This is a genomic window from Micromonospora sp. CPCC 206060, from assembly GCF_036906895.1.
In the GTDB taxonomy this organism is placed as follows: domain Bacteria; phylum Actinomycetota; class Actinomycetes; order Mycobacteriales; family Micromonosporaceae; genus Micromonospora.
Genome location: NZ_JBAKHU010000046.1, coordinates 37,934 through 52,302, shown reverse-complemented (window position 1 = coordinate 52,302; position 14,369 = coordinate 37,934). Strand labels below are relative to the sequence as shown.

General features: G+C 71.4%; 14 protein-coding genes and 1 pseudogene. 7 read left to right on the top strand and 8 right to left on the bottom strand.

All coding sequences use genetic code 11. From position 1 onward, the window contains the following. Window positions 1-273 precede the first annotated feature (273 nt). Both V6U90_RS23995 and V6U90_RS23990 read left to right on the top strand, forming a co-directional pair. Entirely contained in the window at window positions 274-1,110 is an 837-nt protein-coding gene (locus V6U90_RS23995; protein ID WP_334440857.1) for a hypothetical protein, read from the top strand. A gap of 26 nt (window positions 1,111-1,136) precedes the next feature. Next, the gene (locus V6U90_RS23990) at window positions 1,137-1,541 is read left to right on the top strand and encodes a hypothetical protein (protein WP_334440855.1); all 405 of its coding nucleotides are present in this window, start codon (window positions 1,137-1,139) and stop codon (window positions 1,539-1,541) included. A gap of 5 nt (window positions 1,542-1,546) precedes the next feature. On the opposite strand, the gene V6U90_RS23985 is transcribed toward V6U90_RS23990, so the two are convergent. Further along, window positions 1,547-1,747: a hypothetical protein gene (locus V6U90_RS23985; protein ID WP_334440853.1), complete on the bottom strand. Its 201-nt coding sequence runs from the start codon at window positions 1,745-1,747 to the stop codon at window positions 1,547-1,549. Between the two features lie 216 nt (window positions 1,748-1,963). Continuing rightward, window positions 1,964-2,635 (bottom strand): pyridoxamine 5'-phosphate oxidase family protein, encoded by a 672-nt coding sequence (locus V6U90_RS23980; RefSeq protein WP_442933663.1) that lies wholly within the window; start codon window positions 2,633-2,635, stop codon window positions 1,964-1,966. 133 nt (window positions 2,636-2,768) lie between these two features. Between V6U90_RS23980 and V6U90_RS23975 the strand changes: the two genes are divergently transcribed. The 3 genes from V6U90_RS23975 to V6U90_RS23965 are packed head-to-tail and all read left to right on the top strand — an operon-like array spanning window position 2,769 to window position 5,005. After that, on the top strand, window positions 2,769-3,275 hold the full coding sequence (locus V6U90_RS23975; protein WP_334440851.1) for a DUF2231 domain-containing protein: 507 nt from the start codon (window positions 2,769-2,771) through the stop codon (window positions 3,273-3,275). Next, a complete protein-coding gene (locus V6U90_RS23970) occupies window positions 3,272-3,868 on the top strand; it encodes an Hsp20/alpha crystallin family protein (protein ID WP_334440849.1) in 597 nt (198 codons plus the stop codon). Before V6U90_RS23975 ends, V6U90_RS23970 begins: the two co-directional genes overlap by 4 nt. Beyond that, window positions 3,869-5,005 carry a glycosyltransferase family 9 protein gene (locus tag V6U90_RS23965; protein WP_334440846.1) on the top strand — a complete coding sequence of 379 codons (1,137 nt, stop codon included), beginning with the start codon at window positions 3,869-3,871 and terminating at the stop codon, window positions 5,003-5,005. A 77-nt stretch (window positions 5,006-5,082) separates the two neighbouring features. On the opposite strand, the pseudogene V6U90_RS23960 reads toward V6U90_RS23965, so the two are convergent. The 4 genes and pseudogenes from V6U90_RS23960 to V6U90_RS23945 form a co-directional block, all read right to left on the bottom strand. Then, a pseudogene (locus V6U90_RS23960) lies at window positions 5,083-5,943 on the bottom strand (glycosyltransferase); the annotation flags it as partial. Further along, entirely contained in the window at window positions 5,940-7,697 is a 1,758-nt protein-coding gene (gene rfaE2, locus V6U90_RS23955; RefSeq protein WP_334440843.1) for a D-glycero-beta-D-manno-heptose 1-phosphate adenylyltransferase, read from the bottom strand. The gene rfaE2 and the pseudogene V6U90_RS23960, both read right to left, overlap by 4 nt. A 123-nt stretch (window positions 7,698-7,820) precedes the next feature. Continuing rightward, window positions 7,821-9,869 (bottom strand): amylo-alpha-1,6-glucosidase, encoded by a 2,049-nt coding sequence (locus V6U90_RS23950; RefSeq protein WP_334440840.1) that lies wholly within the window; start codon window positions 9,867-9,869, stop codon window positions 7,821-7,823. Beyond that, complete coding sequence (locus tag V6U90_RS23945) at window positions 9,866-10,246, bottom strand: SCP2 sterol-binding domain-containing protein (protein WP_334440837.1); 381 nt, start codon at window positions 10,244-10,246, stop codon at window positions 9,866-9,868. Before V6U90_RS23945 ends, V6U90_RS23950 begins: the two co-directional genes overlap by 4 nt. Window positions 10,247-10,427: 181 nt before the next feature. Between V6U90_RS23945 and V6U90_RS23940 the strand changes: the two genes are divergently transcribed. Then, a complete protein-coding gene (locus tag V6U90_RS23940; RefSeq protein WP_334440834.1) occupies window positions 10,428-10,982 on the top strand; it encodes a DJ-1/PfpI family protein in 555 nt (184 codons plus the stop codon). A 16-nt stretch (window positions 10,983-10,998) separates the two neighbouring features. On the opposite strand, the gene V6U90_RS23935 is transcribed toward V6U90_RS23940, so the two are convergent. Next, window positions 10,999-11,490 carry an NUDIX domain-containing protein gene (locus tag V6U90_RS23935; protein ID WP_334440831.1) on the bottom strand — a complete coding sequence of 164 codons (492 nt, stop codon included), beginning with the start codon at window positions 11,488-11,490 and terminating at the stop codon, window positions 10,999-11,001. 55 nt (window positions 11,491-11,545) lie between these two features. Here V6U90_RS23935 and V6U90_RS23930 point away from each other — a divergent pair, with 55 nt between their 5' ends. After that, window positions 11,546-13,195, top strand: coding sequence for a fatty acid--CoA ligase (locus V6U90_RS23930; RefSeq protein ID WP_334440829.1), 1,650 nt, complete (start codon window positions 11,546-11,548; stop codon window positions 13,193-13,195). A gap of 122 nt (window positions 13,196-13,317) precedes the next feature. Here V6U90_RS23930 and V6U90_RS23925 read toward each other — a convergent pair whose 3' ends face one another. Continuing rightward, window positions 13,318-14,331 carry an NADPH:quinone reductase gene (locus tag V6U90_RS23925; protein ID WP_334440827.1) on the bottom strand — a complete coding sequence of 338 codons (1,014 nt, stop codon included), beginning with the start codon at window positions 14,329-14,331 and terminating at the stop codon, window positions 13,318-13,320. Window positions 14,332-14,369 lie beyond the last annotated feature (38 nt).

The following is a 14,369-nucleotide window of genomic DNA, read 5'->3' as shown; positions in this document are numbered from 1 at the left end:
CAACCCACCGAACAACAAACGATCACGCAACAACCGCTAAACACCACTCCACAGGACTTGACCCCACCGGCCGGACCATGGCCCGTCCGTGACCTCGTCGTCAAGGCCATCGAGGCGAGCGGCCACCCGTTCCCAGCAGCGGCCTGACGGTGAGCAGTCGGGTTCCTGACTCAACGGCCCCGACCTGGTCAGATCCTTGATGACGCGCGTCACTATCGGGGTACGGGCAGCGACGCGGGTCCTGCCCTCCGGTGCGACCCCCTGGAGGCCGGGGTGCCCACGTACGCGCAGCTACGGGCGGAGCGGTGGTGGGACCGCGAGATCGTCACGCCGGCCATGGACTGGCTCGGTGACGAGCTGTGCCGGCGTACCGGTCGACCGCGTACCGCCGCCGGGACCAAGGGGGACAACGCCCACCTGTGCGGCGCGCACCGATCGCAGGAGTGGATCCTCCGGTCGCGGTACTGCACCGACCGGGACTACCGGGTACAACCCGGCCTGACCGCCGATCAGCTCCGCTGGGTGTCCGGCTTCGACTTCACCCCCGGGTCGGCGGGGCAGATGATCGCGCAGTCCCGCCGGCTGATGGCGGCGATGAAGCTGGGCCGGCTCGACGAGGTGTTGGAGTTCTACGGCAACGTGGACGGTGACCGGGCCGTGGACGGCTGGGACAACCTGCGCGACCGGGCCGCGCGCAGCGACCGCAGCCACCTCTGGCACTGGCACCTCTCCATCGACCGCCGGTACTGCGACAAGCGGGACCTGATGGAACGGATCCTCGCGACGGCGCTGGGCGACGCCGCGGTACGGGAGGACGAGATGAGCGAACAGGCGGAATCCCAGATCAACAGTCTCTTCGACGGCATGTTCCACGGTGGGAACAGCATGGGCCGCAGCGTGGACCCGGACGGTTCGGGGGAACGGACGACCAGCAACAGCGTCGTGGCCAAACTGGACTACCTGCTGGCCCGGCTCGACGCGGTGGAGCGCAGGCTCGCCCAGCCGGTCCAGGCGACGCTCGATCCGGCTACGATCGCCGCCGCCCTTCCCGCCGAACTCGTCGACCGGATCGTGGACGAACTCGCCGCCCGGCTGCGGCAGGACCGGTAACCGCACTCCGTACCCAGGAGCCCAAGATGCAGAAGTACGGCAAAGCCATCGCTTCGGCGGTCTTCTTCGTGCTCACCGCCGTCTACGCCATGCTCAGCGGTGACCACCGGATCGACCCGGAGGAGTGGGTGGCGATCGCGATCGCCGCCACCAACGCGGTCGGTGTCTACCTGGTGCCGCTCGCCCCGGGGTACGGCTGGAGCAAGACCCTGGTCTCCGGCCTGCTCGCCGCACTCCAGGTGGCCGCCACGGTGATCCTCGGCGGTATCGACCCGGACGAGTGGCTGCTGATCCTGCTCGCGGTCGGCCAGGCGCTCGGGGTCGGCTGGGCGCCGGCCGTGTCGGACAACGGCGTGGCCAGCGGCGGGAAGCGGAACAGCAAGCCGGCGGCGGGCGGGGCCGAACGGCCGGTGGCGCGTACCGGCGACTGACCCGGTCACGGTCGGTTGCCGGGCGACAGGTGCGGGGTACCGGTGGCGTCGAGGTAGGCGTGGGCCGAGGCGATGGCCAGGCAGTCCGGTACCCGGCAGACCGGGCAGCGCCCGTCGTCCGCCGGCCAGTGCTCGGTGACGATCCACCGGGCGGCGAGGACCATCCGGCTGCGTAGCTGCGCCGCTGACAGGTACGGCCCGGTCATCGTCGGCCACCAACGGGGTACGCGTGGAACCGGCACATCGGCGCCTCCCGGCCTGAGCGGACACGGCTCTCCGATGCCGGGGAACCACCGTGCCCGACGGTGCCGCTCGTCGTTGAACGGCACCATCAGTGTCACCGGTGCACCGGCCGGGCGGTACCGGGACCCGCCGGCCGCTACCCCAGAAGACCCGGCCCGGAAGGCTCGGCCCGGAAGGGTTCAGCCGTAGAGGTGCCGGGCGTAATCCGGGCCGTACCGCTGCTCCAGCTCGTCCAGGGTCAGCTCGGTCCGCTGCACCTGCTTGGTGATCCGGGCCCGGGACGGGAGCAGGTCCGGCTGCCAGGTGCCGGGCTCCCACAGCGTCGACCGGAGGAACGCCTTCGAGCAATGGTAGAAGATCTGCTCGATCGACACGAGCAGGGCGAACTGCGGACGGTGGCCCTTGACCACCATCCGGTCGAAGAACGGCGCGTCGCTGACCAGCCGGGCGCGACCGTTGATGCGCAGGGTGTCGCCCCGCCCGGGGATCAGGTAGATCAACCCGACGTGCGGGTTGTCCAGGATGTTGTGGAACCCGTCCGCCCGACGGTTGCCGGGGCGCTCCGGGATGGCGATGGTGTGGTCGTCGATGACCAGGGTGAAACCGGGTGGGTCACCCTTGGGGGAGACGTCGCAGGTACCGTCCGCCCCGGCGGTCGCCACCAGGCAGAACGGCGACGCGGCCAGCCACTGCCGGTCGAGTTCGTGCAGCGCGCTGCGTTCCTTGCCGGCGGCCAGCGGCATCGGGGCGCCGATCAGGTCCCGCAGCCGCTCGTGCGAGGTGACCTCGGTGATCCCATCGGTCACCGCCGACCCCGTACCTGTCGTGCCGGATTCCGCCGTCTGCGTCATCTTCGCTCCCCGTTCGATGACCTTCGCCCCGTCAGCGTACGGCGACCACCCGTTGCCGGACAGCGGCCGGACGGGTTTACCACTCGGGGGCCCGGGTACCGCCGGAGTCGAGAGTCGCAGCTTGGAGGCCGCCATGGAGAGCCGACTGAAGGTACTGGGCCATCCGGTGCACCCGATGCTGGTGATGTTTCCGGTCGGGCTCTTCGTCACGGCGGTGCTCTTCGACGTCGTCGACGTGGCGGGCGGTCCCGACGTGCTCGGCGAGGTGGCGTACTGGAATCTCACCGTCGGCCTGATCGGCGGGCTGCTGGCCGCCGTCGCCGGTTCGTTCGACCTGTTCGCCGTCCCCAGCGGTACCCGGGCGAAGCGGGTCGGGCTCACCCACGCGCTGACCAACCTTGCGGTGGTGCTGCTCTTCGCGGCGGTCTGGGCGGTCCGGATGAACGCCGACTCCCGGCAGACCGGCGGCGCGCTGCTCGCCATCGAACTGGTCGCCGTGGCCGCGCTCGGGGTGAGTGCCTGGCTCGGCGGGGAACTGGTCGACCGGCTCGGCGTCGGCGTCGACCGGGAAGCCGGGCTGGACGCCCCCAGTTCGTTGCGTGACCCGGCCGCCACCAACCGGATCGGAGGGGTGCGGTGAACGGACAACCCCGGGAGCGGTCGGGGCGGGACCGTACGGAGGCCCGCTGGGATCCGCTGGCCGAGTTGCAGGCGCTCCGCTCGGAACTCGGCCGGGTGGTCGGTTCGGCGCTGGTCCGGGACCGGAGCGGGCCGCCAGAGGTCGAGCTGACCGAGACCTCCTACGGCTGGGCGGTGCTCGTCCGGCTGCCCGGGGTGGCACCGGAGGAGGTCGCCCTGGAACTCGACGACCGGGAGCTCTGCGTCAGGGGGCGCTCCGAGGCGGAGGTCAACGCCGAACAGGGCATCGCCGGAGGCATGCGTACCCGAGCCTTCGAGCACCGGATCGCCCTGCCGTCCCGGGTGGACCCGGACCGGATCGACGCGGTGATGGACCACGGGCTGCTGCGGGTGACGCTGCCCCGGGCGGCCCGGCCCGAGCGTCGCACCATCACCATCGGTCGGTTGTCGCCCGGCCCCACCGCGTCGCCCGGCTCCGGCCGGGACGGCGGTCGCGCCGCCGGTGCGGTCGGCGGTGCGGCGGACCCGGCGGCGGACCGGGAACTGCACCACCCCGACGTTGCCGGTCACTCCGACCGGTCGCAGCGGGACTGAATGGGCACCCCCTCGGCCATCGGGCCGGTCCACGATCGGATACTCGGGGTACGCCGGATCGCGGTGCTGCGTGCCAACGCGCTCGGCGACTTCATTTTCGTGCTGCCCGCCCTGGACGCGCTCCGGGCCAGCTACCCGGACGCCGAGATCGTACTGCTCGGTGCACCGTGGCACGCCGGGCTGCTCACCGGGCGTCCCGGACCGGTGGACCGGGTACTGGTGGTGCCACCGGCTTCGGGCATCCGTTCCGCCGGTCCGGACGAGCCGCAGCCGGCGTCGATGGACGACTTTCTGGCCGGGGCCCGGCGGGAGAACTTCGACCTGGCCCTGCAACTGCACGGTGGGGGCGCCAACTCCAACCCGATCGTGGCCGGGCTCGGTGCCCGGATCACCGCCGGGTTGCGGGCCGAGGCCGCCCCGCCGCTGGACCGCTGGCTGCGCTACGTCTACTACCAGCCCGAGGTGCTGCGCTACCTGGAGGTCGTCGGCCTGGTGGGCGCCGGGGCCACCACCACCGTTCCCAGCCTCGCGGTGACCGACGCGGACCGGGCCGAGGCGCGGGCGACGCTGGGGGAGGCGACCCGACCCCGGGTGGCACTGCATCCGGGAGCCACCGACACCCGCCGCCGCTGGCCGGCGGAACGCTTCGGCCAGGTCGCCGCCCAACTGGTGGCGGACGGATACGAGGTCCTGGTCACCGGTACCCCTGCCGAGCGGGACGTGGTGGACCGGGTGGTCGCCACCGCGGTCGAGAGGGCGGCGGACCCGGCGGGCATGCCGGTGCGGCCGCTGGTCGGCACCCTCTCCCTCAGCGGCCTGATCGGCTGCTACGCCGACTGCCGGCTGGTCGTCTCCAACGACACCGGCCCGCTGCACCTGGCCGCCGCCGTCGGTACCTCCACGGTCGGCGTCTACTGGGTCGGCAACCTGATCAACTCGGCGACGCCGCTACGGGCCCGGCACCGGCCGATCGCCTCCTGGACGATCCACTGCCCGGTCTGCGGGGTCGACTGTAGCCCGGGGGTCTACCCGGACCGGCCCGGTGACGGGAACTGCCCGCACGGCGACTCGTTCGTCACCGACGTACCGGTGACCGAGGTACTGGCGGCGGCGGCCGAGCTGCTTGCGGCGGTCTGACCGGCGGCCGAGCTGCTTGCGGCCACCTGACCGGCGGCCGGGCTGCTCGCCGCGGTCTGACCTGAGCCCACCCCGGTCTCGTCGGTCAGCACCACCTCCCACGCCTCCACGTCACGCTCGGTGACCGTGGTCGGCGACTCCAGGTGGTACGCCCCGCTGGGCAGCACTCCGGCGCCGCCGAAGCGCTCCAGCACGGCGAGCTGGGCGGCGACGTCCTCACCCTGGTGCCGCTCGTGCACCCGCTGCCAGAAGTCGAAGCCGCCGGAGGCGACCAGACACTCCCGGTCGTAGAGCACGCATCCGCCGATCCAGGAGACCTTGTACGCCCGCCACTCGTCCGGCCGGAGGTCCAGCCCGGCGGTGACGTGCAGCAGGTTCGCCGCCGGATGGATCCGGGCCCGGTCCCACTCCGGGGTGCCCGGCCGGATCCGCTCCGGCACCGGCGGTGCGGTCCACTCCTCGTAGTGCCGGTGCGTCTCCGGCCGACAGTCATCCACATAGGACAGACCATGTACCGCGTTGCCCACGAAACCGCAGCCCAGCTCCCTGATCGCGGTCAGCAGCCGGGCGACCGTGCCCGGCTCCAGCCAGACGTCGTCGTCGAGGCAGAGGACGTACCGGGCGGACGAGGCGGCCAGTAGGTACGCCCGGTGCTCGGCCAGCCCGCGCCGGGGCAGCCGCCGGGTCAGCAGCACCGGACGTCCCCGGTGCCGTAGCGCCCGGACCATGGTGGCCACCGCCGGGTGCGCCCAGGGCGGCGGGCCGTCCGACTGGTCGCTCACCACCACCCCGAACCCGGGTACGTCCTCCTGCGCGGCCAGCCCGGCCAGGGTGACCGCCAGTTCCGTCGCCCGGTCACGAGTCGGCACCAGCACGTCCAGCTCCCGCCCGGCGGACCGGAACGCCTCGGCCGACCCGGTCTCCAACGGCCGACTCACGGCCGCTTTCCGGTAAGGAAGGGCCCCCTGTTAACGCTTTCGGTAGGTAAAGGGGCCCTTCCTAACACCTCACCGGCAGTCTGTGCCCGGATCCGCTCGATGATCGCCGACGTGGAGCGGTCCGGCACGTACCCCAGGGTTCGCACCTCCCCGCCCAGCCGGCGGACCAGGGGCGCCTCGGGCACCAGCTCGGACGGGTAGTCGCCGCCCTTGACGTAGACGTCCGGTCGGACCGTCTCGATCAGGGCAGTCGGGGAGTCCTCCTCGAAGACCACCACATGGTCGACACAGCCGAGCGCGGCGAGTACGGCCACCCGGTCCTCCACCGGGTTCACCGGCCGGTCCGGTCCCTTCAACCGGCGTACGCTGCTGTCCGAGTTGACCGCCACCACCAGCAGGTCGCCCTGTTGCCGCGCCTGCTCCAGGTAGCGCACATGTCCCCGGTGCAGCACGTCGAAGCAGCCGTTGGTGAAGACCACCGAGCGTCCGGCCCGGCGCGCCTCGTCGACGAGTACGGCGAGCTGGCCGGGATCCACCACCGCCCCGTCCGGCGGGGTCTCCTCCTCGGCTGACAGGGCGGCCAGCAGAGAGTCCCGCTGACAAACACAGGTACCCGTGCCGGAGACGGTGATGGTCGCGGCGAGCTGGGCGAGCTGCGCGGCGGTCGACAGCGGCGCGTCGGCGGCCAGCGCGAGGGTCATCGCGGCCAGGTAGGCGTCGCCCGCGCCGACCGCGTGGCTCGCCGGGACCGGGGTGGTGCGGCTCCGGCTGGGCGCGCCGTCCGCCCCGCCGACCACGGCACCCTCGGTGTCCAGGGTCACCGCCACCACGTCCGCGCCGGTCCGTTCGCGCAGCGTGGCGAGCTGGGATTCGGCCAGTACGACCCGGTCCGGACCCCCGGCCGTCCCCGTACCGACGGGGACGGTGACGCCGGTACGGATCGCTGCGGGCCGGCCCTGCTCCTCGGCCGTGGTCGGCTCCCCGGCCGGGCCGGGGGCGACCCCGATGGCCAGGTCGGGTGGCTCCGGTGCGGCCTGTTCCGACGAGTCCAGGTGCAGGCCGCTGGCCGGTCCCGCCGTCCGGGCCAGCAGCCGGGTCGCCTCGGCGAAACTCGGCGTGACCACGGTGGGTGCGAGACCCCGCCAGTCGGCCAGGTCGTGCGCGTCGAGCGCGACGGTGGCGAAGCGGTCCCGGTTCCGGACCAGCCAGTCCCGGACCGGTGCGTTGAGGGCGCCCAGGCCGTAGTCGCAGACCACCAGGGTCGGCGCGGCACCGTCCGCAGCGGCCCGCAGCTCCTCGGTGGCGCAGGCCAGTGCGGTGAGCAGCCGGGCCACCGCGTCCGCCGGGAAGCCGTCCGGTTCGCCGGAGTCCTCGCGGAGCAGGATCTGGTCGGCGGCCAGCAGCCGCCGTTTCACCGGGGTCGGCCGTCCCGGCTGGCTCACCGTCCGGTCCCACACCCCGGCCCGGTCGAGGCAGTCGTGCAGTTCGTCGCCGGCGACGTCGGCGCCGATCGGTGCGACCAGCGCGGCGCGACCGCCGAGCGCGGCCAGGTTGACCGCGGTGTTGGCGGCACCGCCGGCGGCGGCGATCCGCCGCCGGAGGGTGAGTACCGGTGCCGGAGCCTCCCGGCAGAGGCGGTCCGAGTCGGCGAACCGCCACTCGTCGAGCATCGCGTCCCCGATCACCAGCACCGGACGCCCGAGCCAGCTCTCCACCACCGCGGCGAGTCGCCGCTGCTCCGCTGCTCCTGCCATGTCGGTTCGGGTCCCCCGGTCCCGGCGGGTCAAACCTGCCGTGCCCGGGGGCTGCCGACCGCAGGCCGAGCCGGGTTTCCCGACGGCCCGTGCCGGGCGGTGTCGGCCGCGTCGGGGTACGGGTCAGAGCCGGCTGACCGCGAGCACGTCGATCCGCCCCCAACGGCCCGGTATGTCGAGCAGGGCTATCCGGCTGATCGAACCGGGTAGCGCGGCGTCGCTGATCAGATGTTCACCCAACGGTTCCAGGCCGAGCATGGTACGCAGCAGCAGCAACGGGGTACCCGCCGACCAGGCCTGCGGGCTGCACGCGGTGGGGTAGTCGACCGGGTACCTGGTGAGTTTCCGGTCGTACCCGCCGAACGCCTCGGGCAGCCGGCCCCCGAAGTACCCGGCCGCCTCGATGATGCTCTCGGCGATCCGGGCGGCCTCCTCCTCGAACCCGTACCGGCGCAGACCCCAGGCGATGAAACTGTTGTCGAAGGGCCAGACGGTGCCGATGTGGTAGCCGAGCGGGTTGAAGCGCCCCTCTCCCTCGGCGAGCGTGCGGACTCCCCAACCGGAGAAGAGCCGTGGTCCGACGAGGTGCTGCGCGATCCGGTCGGCCCGGGAACTGTCCACGATGCCGCTCCAGAGCAGGTGCCCGATGTTCGAGGAGAGCGCGTCGACCTTCCCGCCGTCCGGATCGAGGGCCAGCGCGTAGTATTCGCCGTCCTCCACCCAGAAGTCCCGGTTGAAGCGCTCCTTGAGGTCGGCCGCCTCCTTCTCCAGCTGGTCGGCGAGGGCCGGGTCGTTCCAGAACTCGCGGGCCAGCCGGGCACCCCTGATCCGGGCGTCGTACGCGTAGCCCTGAAGCTCGCAGGTCGCCCGGGGGAACCCGGGCAGGCGGCCGTCGGAGTAGGAGATGCCGTCCCAGGAGTCCTTCCAGCACTGGTTCTTCAGCCCGCTACGGGTGTTGCGCCGCTGGTACCAGATGTAGTTGTCGCCCATCAGGTTGGCGTAGGTGCTGATCCAGTGGAGCGCGGCGCGCGCCTCCCGTTCGAACCGGCGGACCAGGTCACCGTCGCCGGTCCACCGTTCGTACTCGTCCATCAGGATCAGGTAGAGCGGTGTGGTGTCGGCCGCCCCGTAGTACGGCGACTGCGGGTGCTCCTCGAAGGCGGTCGACTCCCCGTAGCGGAACTCGTGCAGGATCTTGCCCGGTTCCTCGTCGCGGAAGTCGTCCAGCCGGCAGCCCTGCGGTATGGAGAGGGCATACAGCGTCGCGGCGGCCAGTTCGGAGGCGAACGGCAGCGCCTGAATGCTGGTGAGGATGCTGTCCCGGCCGAAGATCGTCATGGACCAGGGCAGGCCGGCCGCCGGTACGCTCAGCCCACCGGAGACCATCGGCGTGTAGCGGAGCGCCGCGAGGTCGACGAGGCTCCGCCGGTACGTCGCGTGCAGGGTGGGGTGCTCGCACTCCAGCTTGGGCGCCTGGGTCATCCAGCGGTGCAGGTCCTCGGCCAGTCGGGGCCGGGGGTTGCGGATGCCACGCAGACTCTCCCGGACGGTACGCCCGTTGCGGGCCAGCATCGCCACGTTCAGGTTGGCGATCCAGGTGCCACGCGCGGTGATCCGCCCGGTTATGGTCAGGCCCTGTTCGTCGAACTCCGTCCGGGGGCCGACCGGGCAGTCGGGGTGCTGGACGGCACAGTGGATCACCGTCTCCCGCTGGAAGTCGTCCCGCCGGTACACCAGGTGCAGGCGTTCCTCATGGACCTGTACCTGGTAGGTGCCCTTCTTCTCGACGGGCTGGCTGATCGTGGAGATGTCGGCGAAGTCGCTGGCCGCGTCGAGGCGGATGTGCAGGTCGAGGGGTTCGTCGGCATGGCTGACGATGGTCAGTTGCTCCTCGAAGCAGTCGCTGATCGTCTGTTGCCGGATGATGGAGAGCTCCGGGTCGAAGCCGTGCGTCGCGTTGGCCGGGGTGAGGAAGAACCGCGCCTGGAAGTACTCCAGGTCGTCGACGGAGAGCGCGTAGAGCCGATTGTCGTTGACCCGCAGCACCCATCTCGACAGGAAGCGGGTGTCCCAGGAGAGGAGGCCGGTGGGGAACGTCGGGGACGGCTCGAAGTCTCCGCACCGGTCGGCCACCACGAACGTGTTGCCGTCCAGGATCCGGACCGCGGTCATCTGTGCTCACCCTTTCGACCCGGTACGAGGTCCCGGGGATCCTGCGCGGCCGGTGGTCCGGGGAGGAGGCGTTCGAAGAGCCGGAACAGCTCCAGCCGGCCGTCGACGGCGATGCACCCGCTCAGCCAGGCGGCGGTGAGGTTCTGCTCGCCCCTGATCGCGTTTTCCAGGACCTCCCTGCGGCTGTGGATGACGCAGTGGGCGGTCGTCCCTTCCTCTTGGCGTGCGCTGATGTTCCCGCTGCTGATCTCAAGCAGCCACTTGTCGATTCCGCCATTCGACATGATTTCGAACCGGATGCTGCCGGTGATCCGTTCCAACCGCTCGTGGTGTACCTGGCTGAGCTGGGTGAAGAACTCGGCGATCGGACTGGCCATGGAGTGTTCCCCGTTCGTCACTCATCCGATGGCACCGCCCGGGGCCTCGACGATCGACATCCCCGTCATTATCCCATGAATCGCCCTATTACCGGTCGTTTCCTCCATAGGCTGGCGACTGTCGGCCGGCCAGATCCGGGCGGAGCCGGCTCAGTCAGGTGACGGCAGACCAGGGGGCGCGATGGACAGGATTCTGATGATCACCGGGGACGCGGCGGAATCCCTGGAGGTGCTCTACCCCTACCAGCGGCTGATCGAGGAGGGGTACGAGGTGCACATGGCCGGGCCGGCCGCCCGGCCGTTGCAGTTCGTGATCCACGAGTTCATGCCGGGCTTCGACACGTACACCGAGAAGCCCGGCTACGTGTTCCCGGCGGACCGGGCGTTCGCGGACGTCGACCCGGCCGACTACATCGCGCTGGTCGTACCCGGCGGCCGGGCCCCGGAGTACCTCCGCAACGACCCGGAGTGCCTGCGCATCGTCCAGCAGTTCGCCGAGGCGGACAAGCCCATCGCCCACCTCTGCCACGGTCCGCTCATCCTCGCGGCGGCCGGGGTGCTGACCGGGCGGCGTTCGGCGGCCTACCCGGCGCTGGCGCCGGACGTCAGGGCGGCCGGTGCCGAGTTCGTCGACGCCGAGGTGGTGGTCGACGGGAAGCAGGTGTCGGGCCGGTCGTGGGCGGACAACCCGGCGTGGATGCGCGAGTTCATCAAGATGCTCCAGGCTCGCGGCTGACCCCAGGCGCTGCCCGCTACTTCAGTACCATCGCGCCGGTCTGCTCGAAGGCGGCCAGGTCGGCCAGGGTCTCGGTGACCGAGGCGGAGAGCGGTGCGGGGAACTCCTCCGGCCGGCAGAACCGGGCGTCGGTGGTCTCGTCGGTGCTGGTCAGCAGCTCACCGTCGTATCCGTTGACCCGGAAGGCCACCGTGAACAACTGGTAGGTGTGGCCGAACATGTTGGTGTTGATCCGGTCCGGGCCGGTGTACATGGCGAACGGGGTGACCCCGAGCGCCCGCAGGCCGGTCTCCTCGCGCACCTCCCGCACCGCGCAGTCCATGATGGACTCACCCAGTTCCATCGCGCCGGCCGGCATCGCCCAGTGGCCGTTGTCTGAGCGCTGGATCAGCAGCACCCGACCGGCGTCGTCACGCAGCACGGCACGGGCGCCGACGAAGAGCAGCACCCGGTCCCCGGCGATCGCGCGGAGCTGCCCGACATAGGACTCGGCCCAGGAAACGCTCATTCGGCTACTCTACGGCCCTTCCCAAGGTGTGAGCCGCGACACTACTTTTTTACCCATGCGTAGCACGATGATGGACATCCCCCTCCAGGTTTCCCGGATCCTCGAACACGGCAGCACCGTGCACGGTTCGGCCGAGGTGGTCACCTGGACCGGCGGTGAGCCGCGCCGGATGACGTACGCCGAGGTGGGCCGGGTTGCCGCCCGCCTGGCCCACGCGCTGCGCGACGATCTCGGCGTCACCGGGGACCAGCGGGTGGCGACGTTCATGTGGAACAACAACGAACACATGGTGGCGTACCTCGCGGTGCCGAGCATGGGTGCCGTGCTGCACACCCTGAACCTCCGGCTCTTCCCCGACCAGGTCGCCTACATCGCCAACCACGCCGAGGACCGGGTGGTACTGGTCGACTCGACCCTGGTGCCGCTGTTCGCGACGGTGCTGCCGAAGCTGACCACCGTGGAGCACGTCGTCCTGGTCGGCGGCGGCGACCCGGCGCCACTGCGCGACGCGACGGCCGGGCGGGTCGCCGTACACCACTGGGACGAGCTGCTGCGCGACAAGCCGGACAGCTACGACTGGCCGGAGGTGGACGAGCGGGACGCCGCAGCCCTCTGCTACACCTCCGGGACCACCGGCCACCCGAAGGGCGTTGCCTACTCCCACCGGTCGATCTACCTGCACTCGTTGCAGATCTGCACGACCGAGGGCTTCGGGCTCGGGCCCACCGACCGGGAGCTGGCCATCGTGCCGATGTTCCACGCGATGTCCTGGGGGCTGCCGTACGCGTCGTTCCTCTCCGGCGCGTCGCTGCTCATGCCGGACCGGTTCCTCCAGGCCGCACCGGTCGCCGCCATGATCGCCGCCGAGCGGCCCACCCTGGCCGGTGCGGTGCCCGCCATCTGGAACGACCTGCTCGGCTACCTGGACGCCAACCCCACCGACGTCTCCTCGCTCAGGGAGGCGATCGTCGGCGGCTCGACCTGCCCGCCCGCGCTGATGCACGCGTTCGCCGACCGGCACGACATCGACGTCATCCACGCCTGGGGGATGACCGAGATGTCGCCGCTCGGTTCGGTGTCCCGGTCACCGGCCGGCGCCACCGGCGAGGTGGCGTGGGCCTACCGGTACACCCAGGGCCGGGTACCGGCCGGGGTGGCGGCCCGGATCGTCGGCCCGAACGGCAGCCCGATGCCCGCCGACGGCCGCTCCGTCGGCGAACTGGAGGTACGCGGGCCGTGGGTCACCGCCCGGTACGTCGGCGACGACGCCCCGGATCCGGAGAAGTTCCGGGACGGTTGGCTGCGTACCGGTGACGTGGGCACCCTCTCCCCGGACGGGTTCATCACGCTGACCGACCGGGCCAAGGACGTGATCAAGTCGGGCGGTGAGTGGATCTCCTCCGTGGAGTTGGAGAATGCCCTCATGGCACATCCGGCCGTACTGGAGGCGTGTGTGATCGGTGTGCCGGACGAACGGTGGGACGAGCGCCCACTGGCCACCGTGGTGCTGCGGGAGGGCGTCACGGCCACCGCCGAGGAGCTGCGGGACTTCCTCGCCGGCTCGGTCGCCCGGTGGCAGTTGCCGGAGCGGTGGGCCTTCGTCGACGCCGTTCCGAGGACCAGCGTCGGTAAGTTCGACAAGAAGGCCGTCCGCGCCCGGTACGCCGACGGGGCTCTTGCCGTCCGTCAATTGTCGACGACGTAACGTTTTCAGGCGCTACGGCGCCTGAAGGGGAGAGGGCCATACTCCTTTATCCCCCTCCCCAGGGCGGCCCCGGTGTCGCACCACACCGGGGCCGCCCGCCCCCCCGCCACAGGTGGTCCGGGTCACTGCGCACTCGTCGTGATCAGCACCTTCCCCACCACGCTGTCCTGCACCGCCTGGTGGGCCTCCGCCGCCCGGTCCAGCGGGTAGTAGTGCAGCGGCAGACCGGCGTCGGCACCGACGTGTACCCCGCCCTGGGCGACGGCGGCGGCCAGGTTGTCGATCGCCCGGGCCTTGGCGAACCACGGCGTGGTGTAGATCAGCACGAACTGCCAGCGGGCGTTGGGGACCATCATCGCCCGGATCGGGATGGTCACCTCGTCACCGCCGTCGTCGGCGTAGACCGCGACCGTGCCGGAGGGAGCGAGCAACTGCGCGTCGACCGCCGCGTTGCGGGCCGCCGCGACCTCCACGATCACGTCCACCCCGTCGGGCGCGATCTTGCGGACCTCGGCGACCACGTCCTGTTCCCGGTAGTTGACCACGTGGGAGGCGCCGGCCGCCGCCGCGAGCTGCGCCTTCTCCGGGCTGCTCACCGTGGTGACCACGGTGGCCTCCGCCCACCGGGCCAACTGGATCGCGGCGTTGCCCACCGCACCGGCGCCACCCTGCACCAGCACGGTCCGCTCGGCCAGCGCGCCCGGATGGAGCTGGTCCGGTACCGTCTCGCCGACGGTCAGGCAGCGGTGCGCGGTCAGGAACGGGATGCCCAGGCTGGCACCCAGGTCGAACGGGGCGGCACCGAGCAGCACCACCTGGCGTACCGGGACCACCGTGTACTCGCTGGCCGTCCCCCAGGGCCGTCGCCAGGCGGCCTCCCACACCCAGACCCGTTCCCCGGTCAGCGACTCGTCCACTCCGGTACCGACCGCCTCGATGACCCCGGCACCGTCCTGGTTGGGGATCTGCCAGCCGTCCCGGGGCGTGGTGCTCTGCCGGGACTTCCAGTCCGTCGGGTTCACCCCGGAGACCGCGACCCGGACCAGCACCTCACCCGGCCCCGGCTCCGGCACCGGCCGGTCCACCACCTGGAGTACGGAGGGAGCGCCGGCCCGTTCGTACACGACCGCCTTCATCGGGTCTCCTCACTGTTCAGGCCGACCTGTTCCGTTGT

Bases quoted from the DNA above. Each gene is read 5' to 3' on its own strand.
- V6U90_RS23925 (WP_334440827.1), bottom strand. From the start codon at position 14,331: ATGAAGGCGGTCGTGTACGAACGGGCCGGCGCTCCCTCCGTACTCCAG.
- V6U90_RS23940 (WP_334440834.1), top strand. From the start codon at position 10,428: ATGGACAGGATTCTGATGATCACCGGGGACGCGGCGGAATCCCTGGAG.
- V6U90_RS23935 (WP_334440831.1), bottom strand. From the start codon at position 11,490: ATGAGCGTTTCCTGGGCCGAGTCCTATGTCGGGCAGCTCCGCGCGATC.
- V6U90_RS23985 (WP_334440853.1), bottom strand. From the start codon at position 1,747: ATGACCGGGCCGTACCTGTCAGCGGCGCAGCTACGCAGCCGGATGGTC.
- V6U90_RS23945 (WP_334440837.1), bottom strand. From the start codon at position 10,246: ATGGCCAGTCCGATCGCCGAGTTCTTCACCCAGCTCAGCCAGGTACAC.
- V6U90_RS23975 (WP_334440851.1), top strand. From the start codon at position 2,769: ATGGAGAGCCGACTGAAGGTACTGGGCCATCCGGTGCACCCGATGCTG.
- rfaE2 (WP_334440843.1), bottom strand. From the start codon at position 7,697: ATGGCAGGAGCAGCGGAGCAGCGGCGACTCGCCGCGGTGGTGGAGAGC.
- V6U90_RS23965 (WP_334440846.1), top strand. From the start codon at position 3,869: ATGGGCACCCCCTCGGCCATCGGGCCGGTCCACGATCGGATACTCGGG.
- V6U90_RS23930 (WP_334440829.1), top strand. From the start codon at position 11,546: ATGCGTAGCACGATGATGGACATCCCCCTCCAGGTTTCCCGGATCCTC.
- V6U90_RS23980 (WP_442933663.1), bottom strand. From the start codon at position 2,635: ATGACGCAGACGGCGGAATCCGGCACGACAGGTACGGGGTCGGCGGTG.
- V6U90_RS23990 (WP_334440855.1), top strand. From the start codon at position 1,137: ATGCAGAAGTACGGCAAAGCCATCGCTTCGGCGGTCTTCTTCGTGCTC.
- V6U90_RS23950 (WP_334440840.1), bottom strand. From the start codon at position 9,869: ATGACCGCGGTCCGGATCCTGGACGGCAACACGTTCGTGGTGGCCGAC.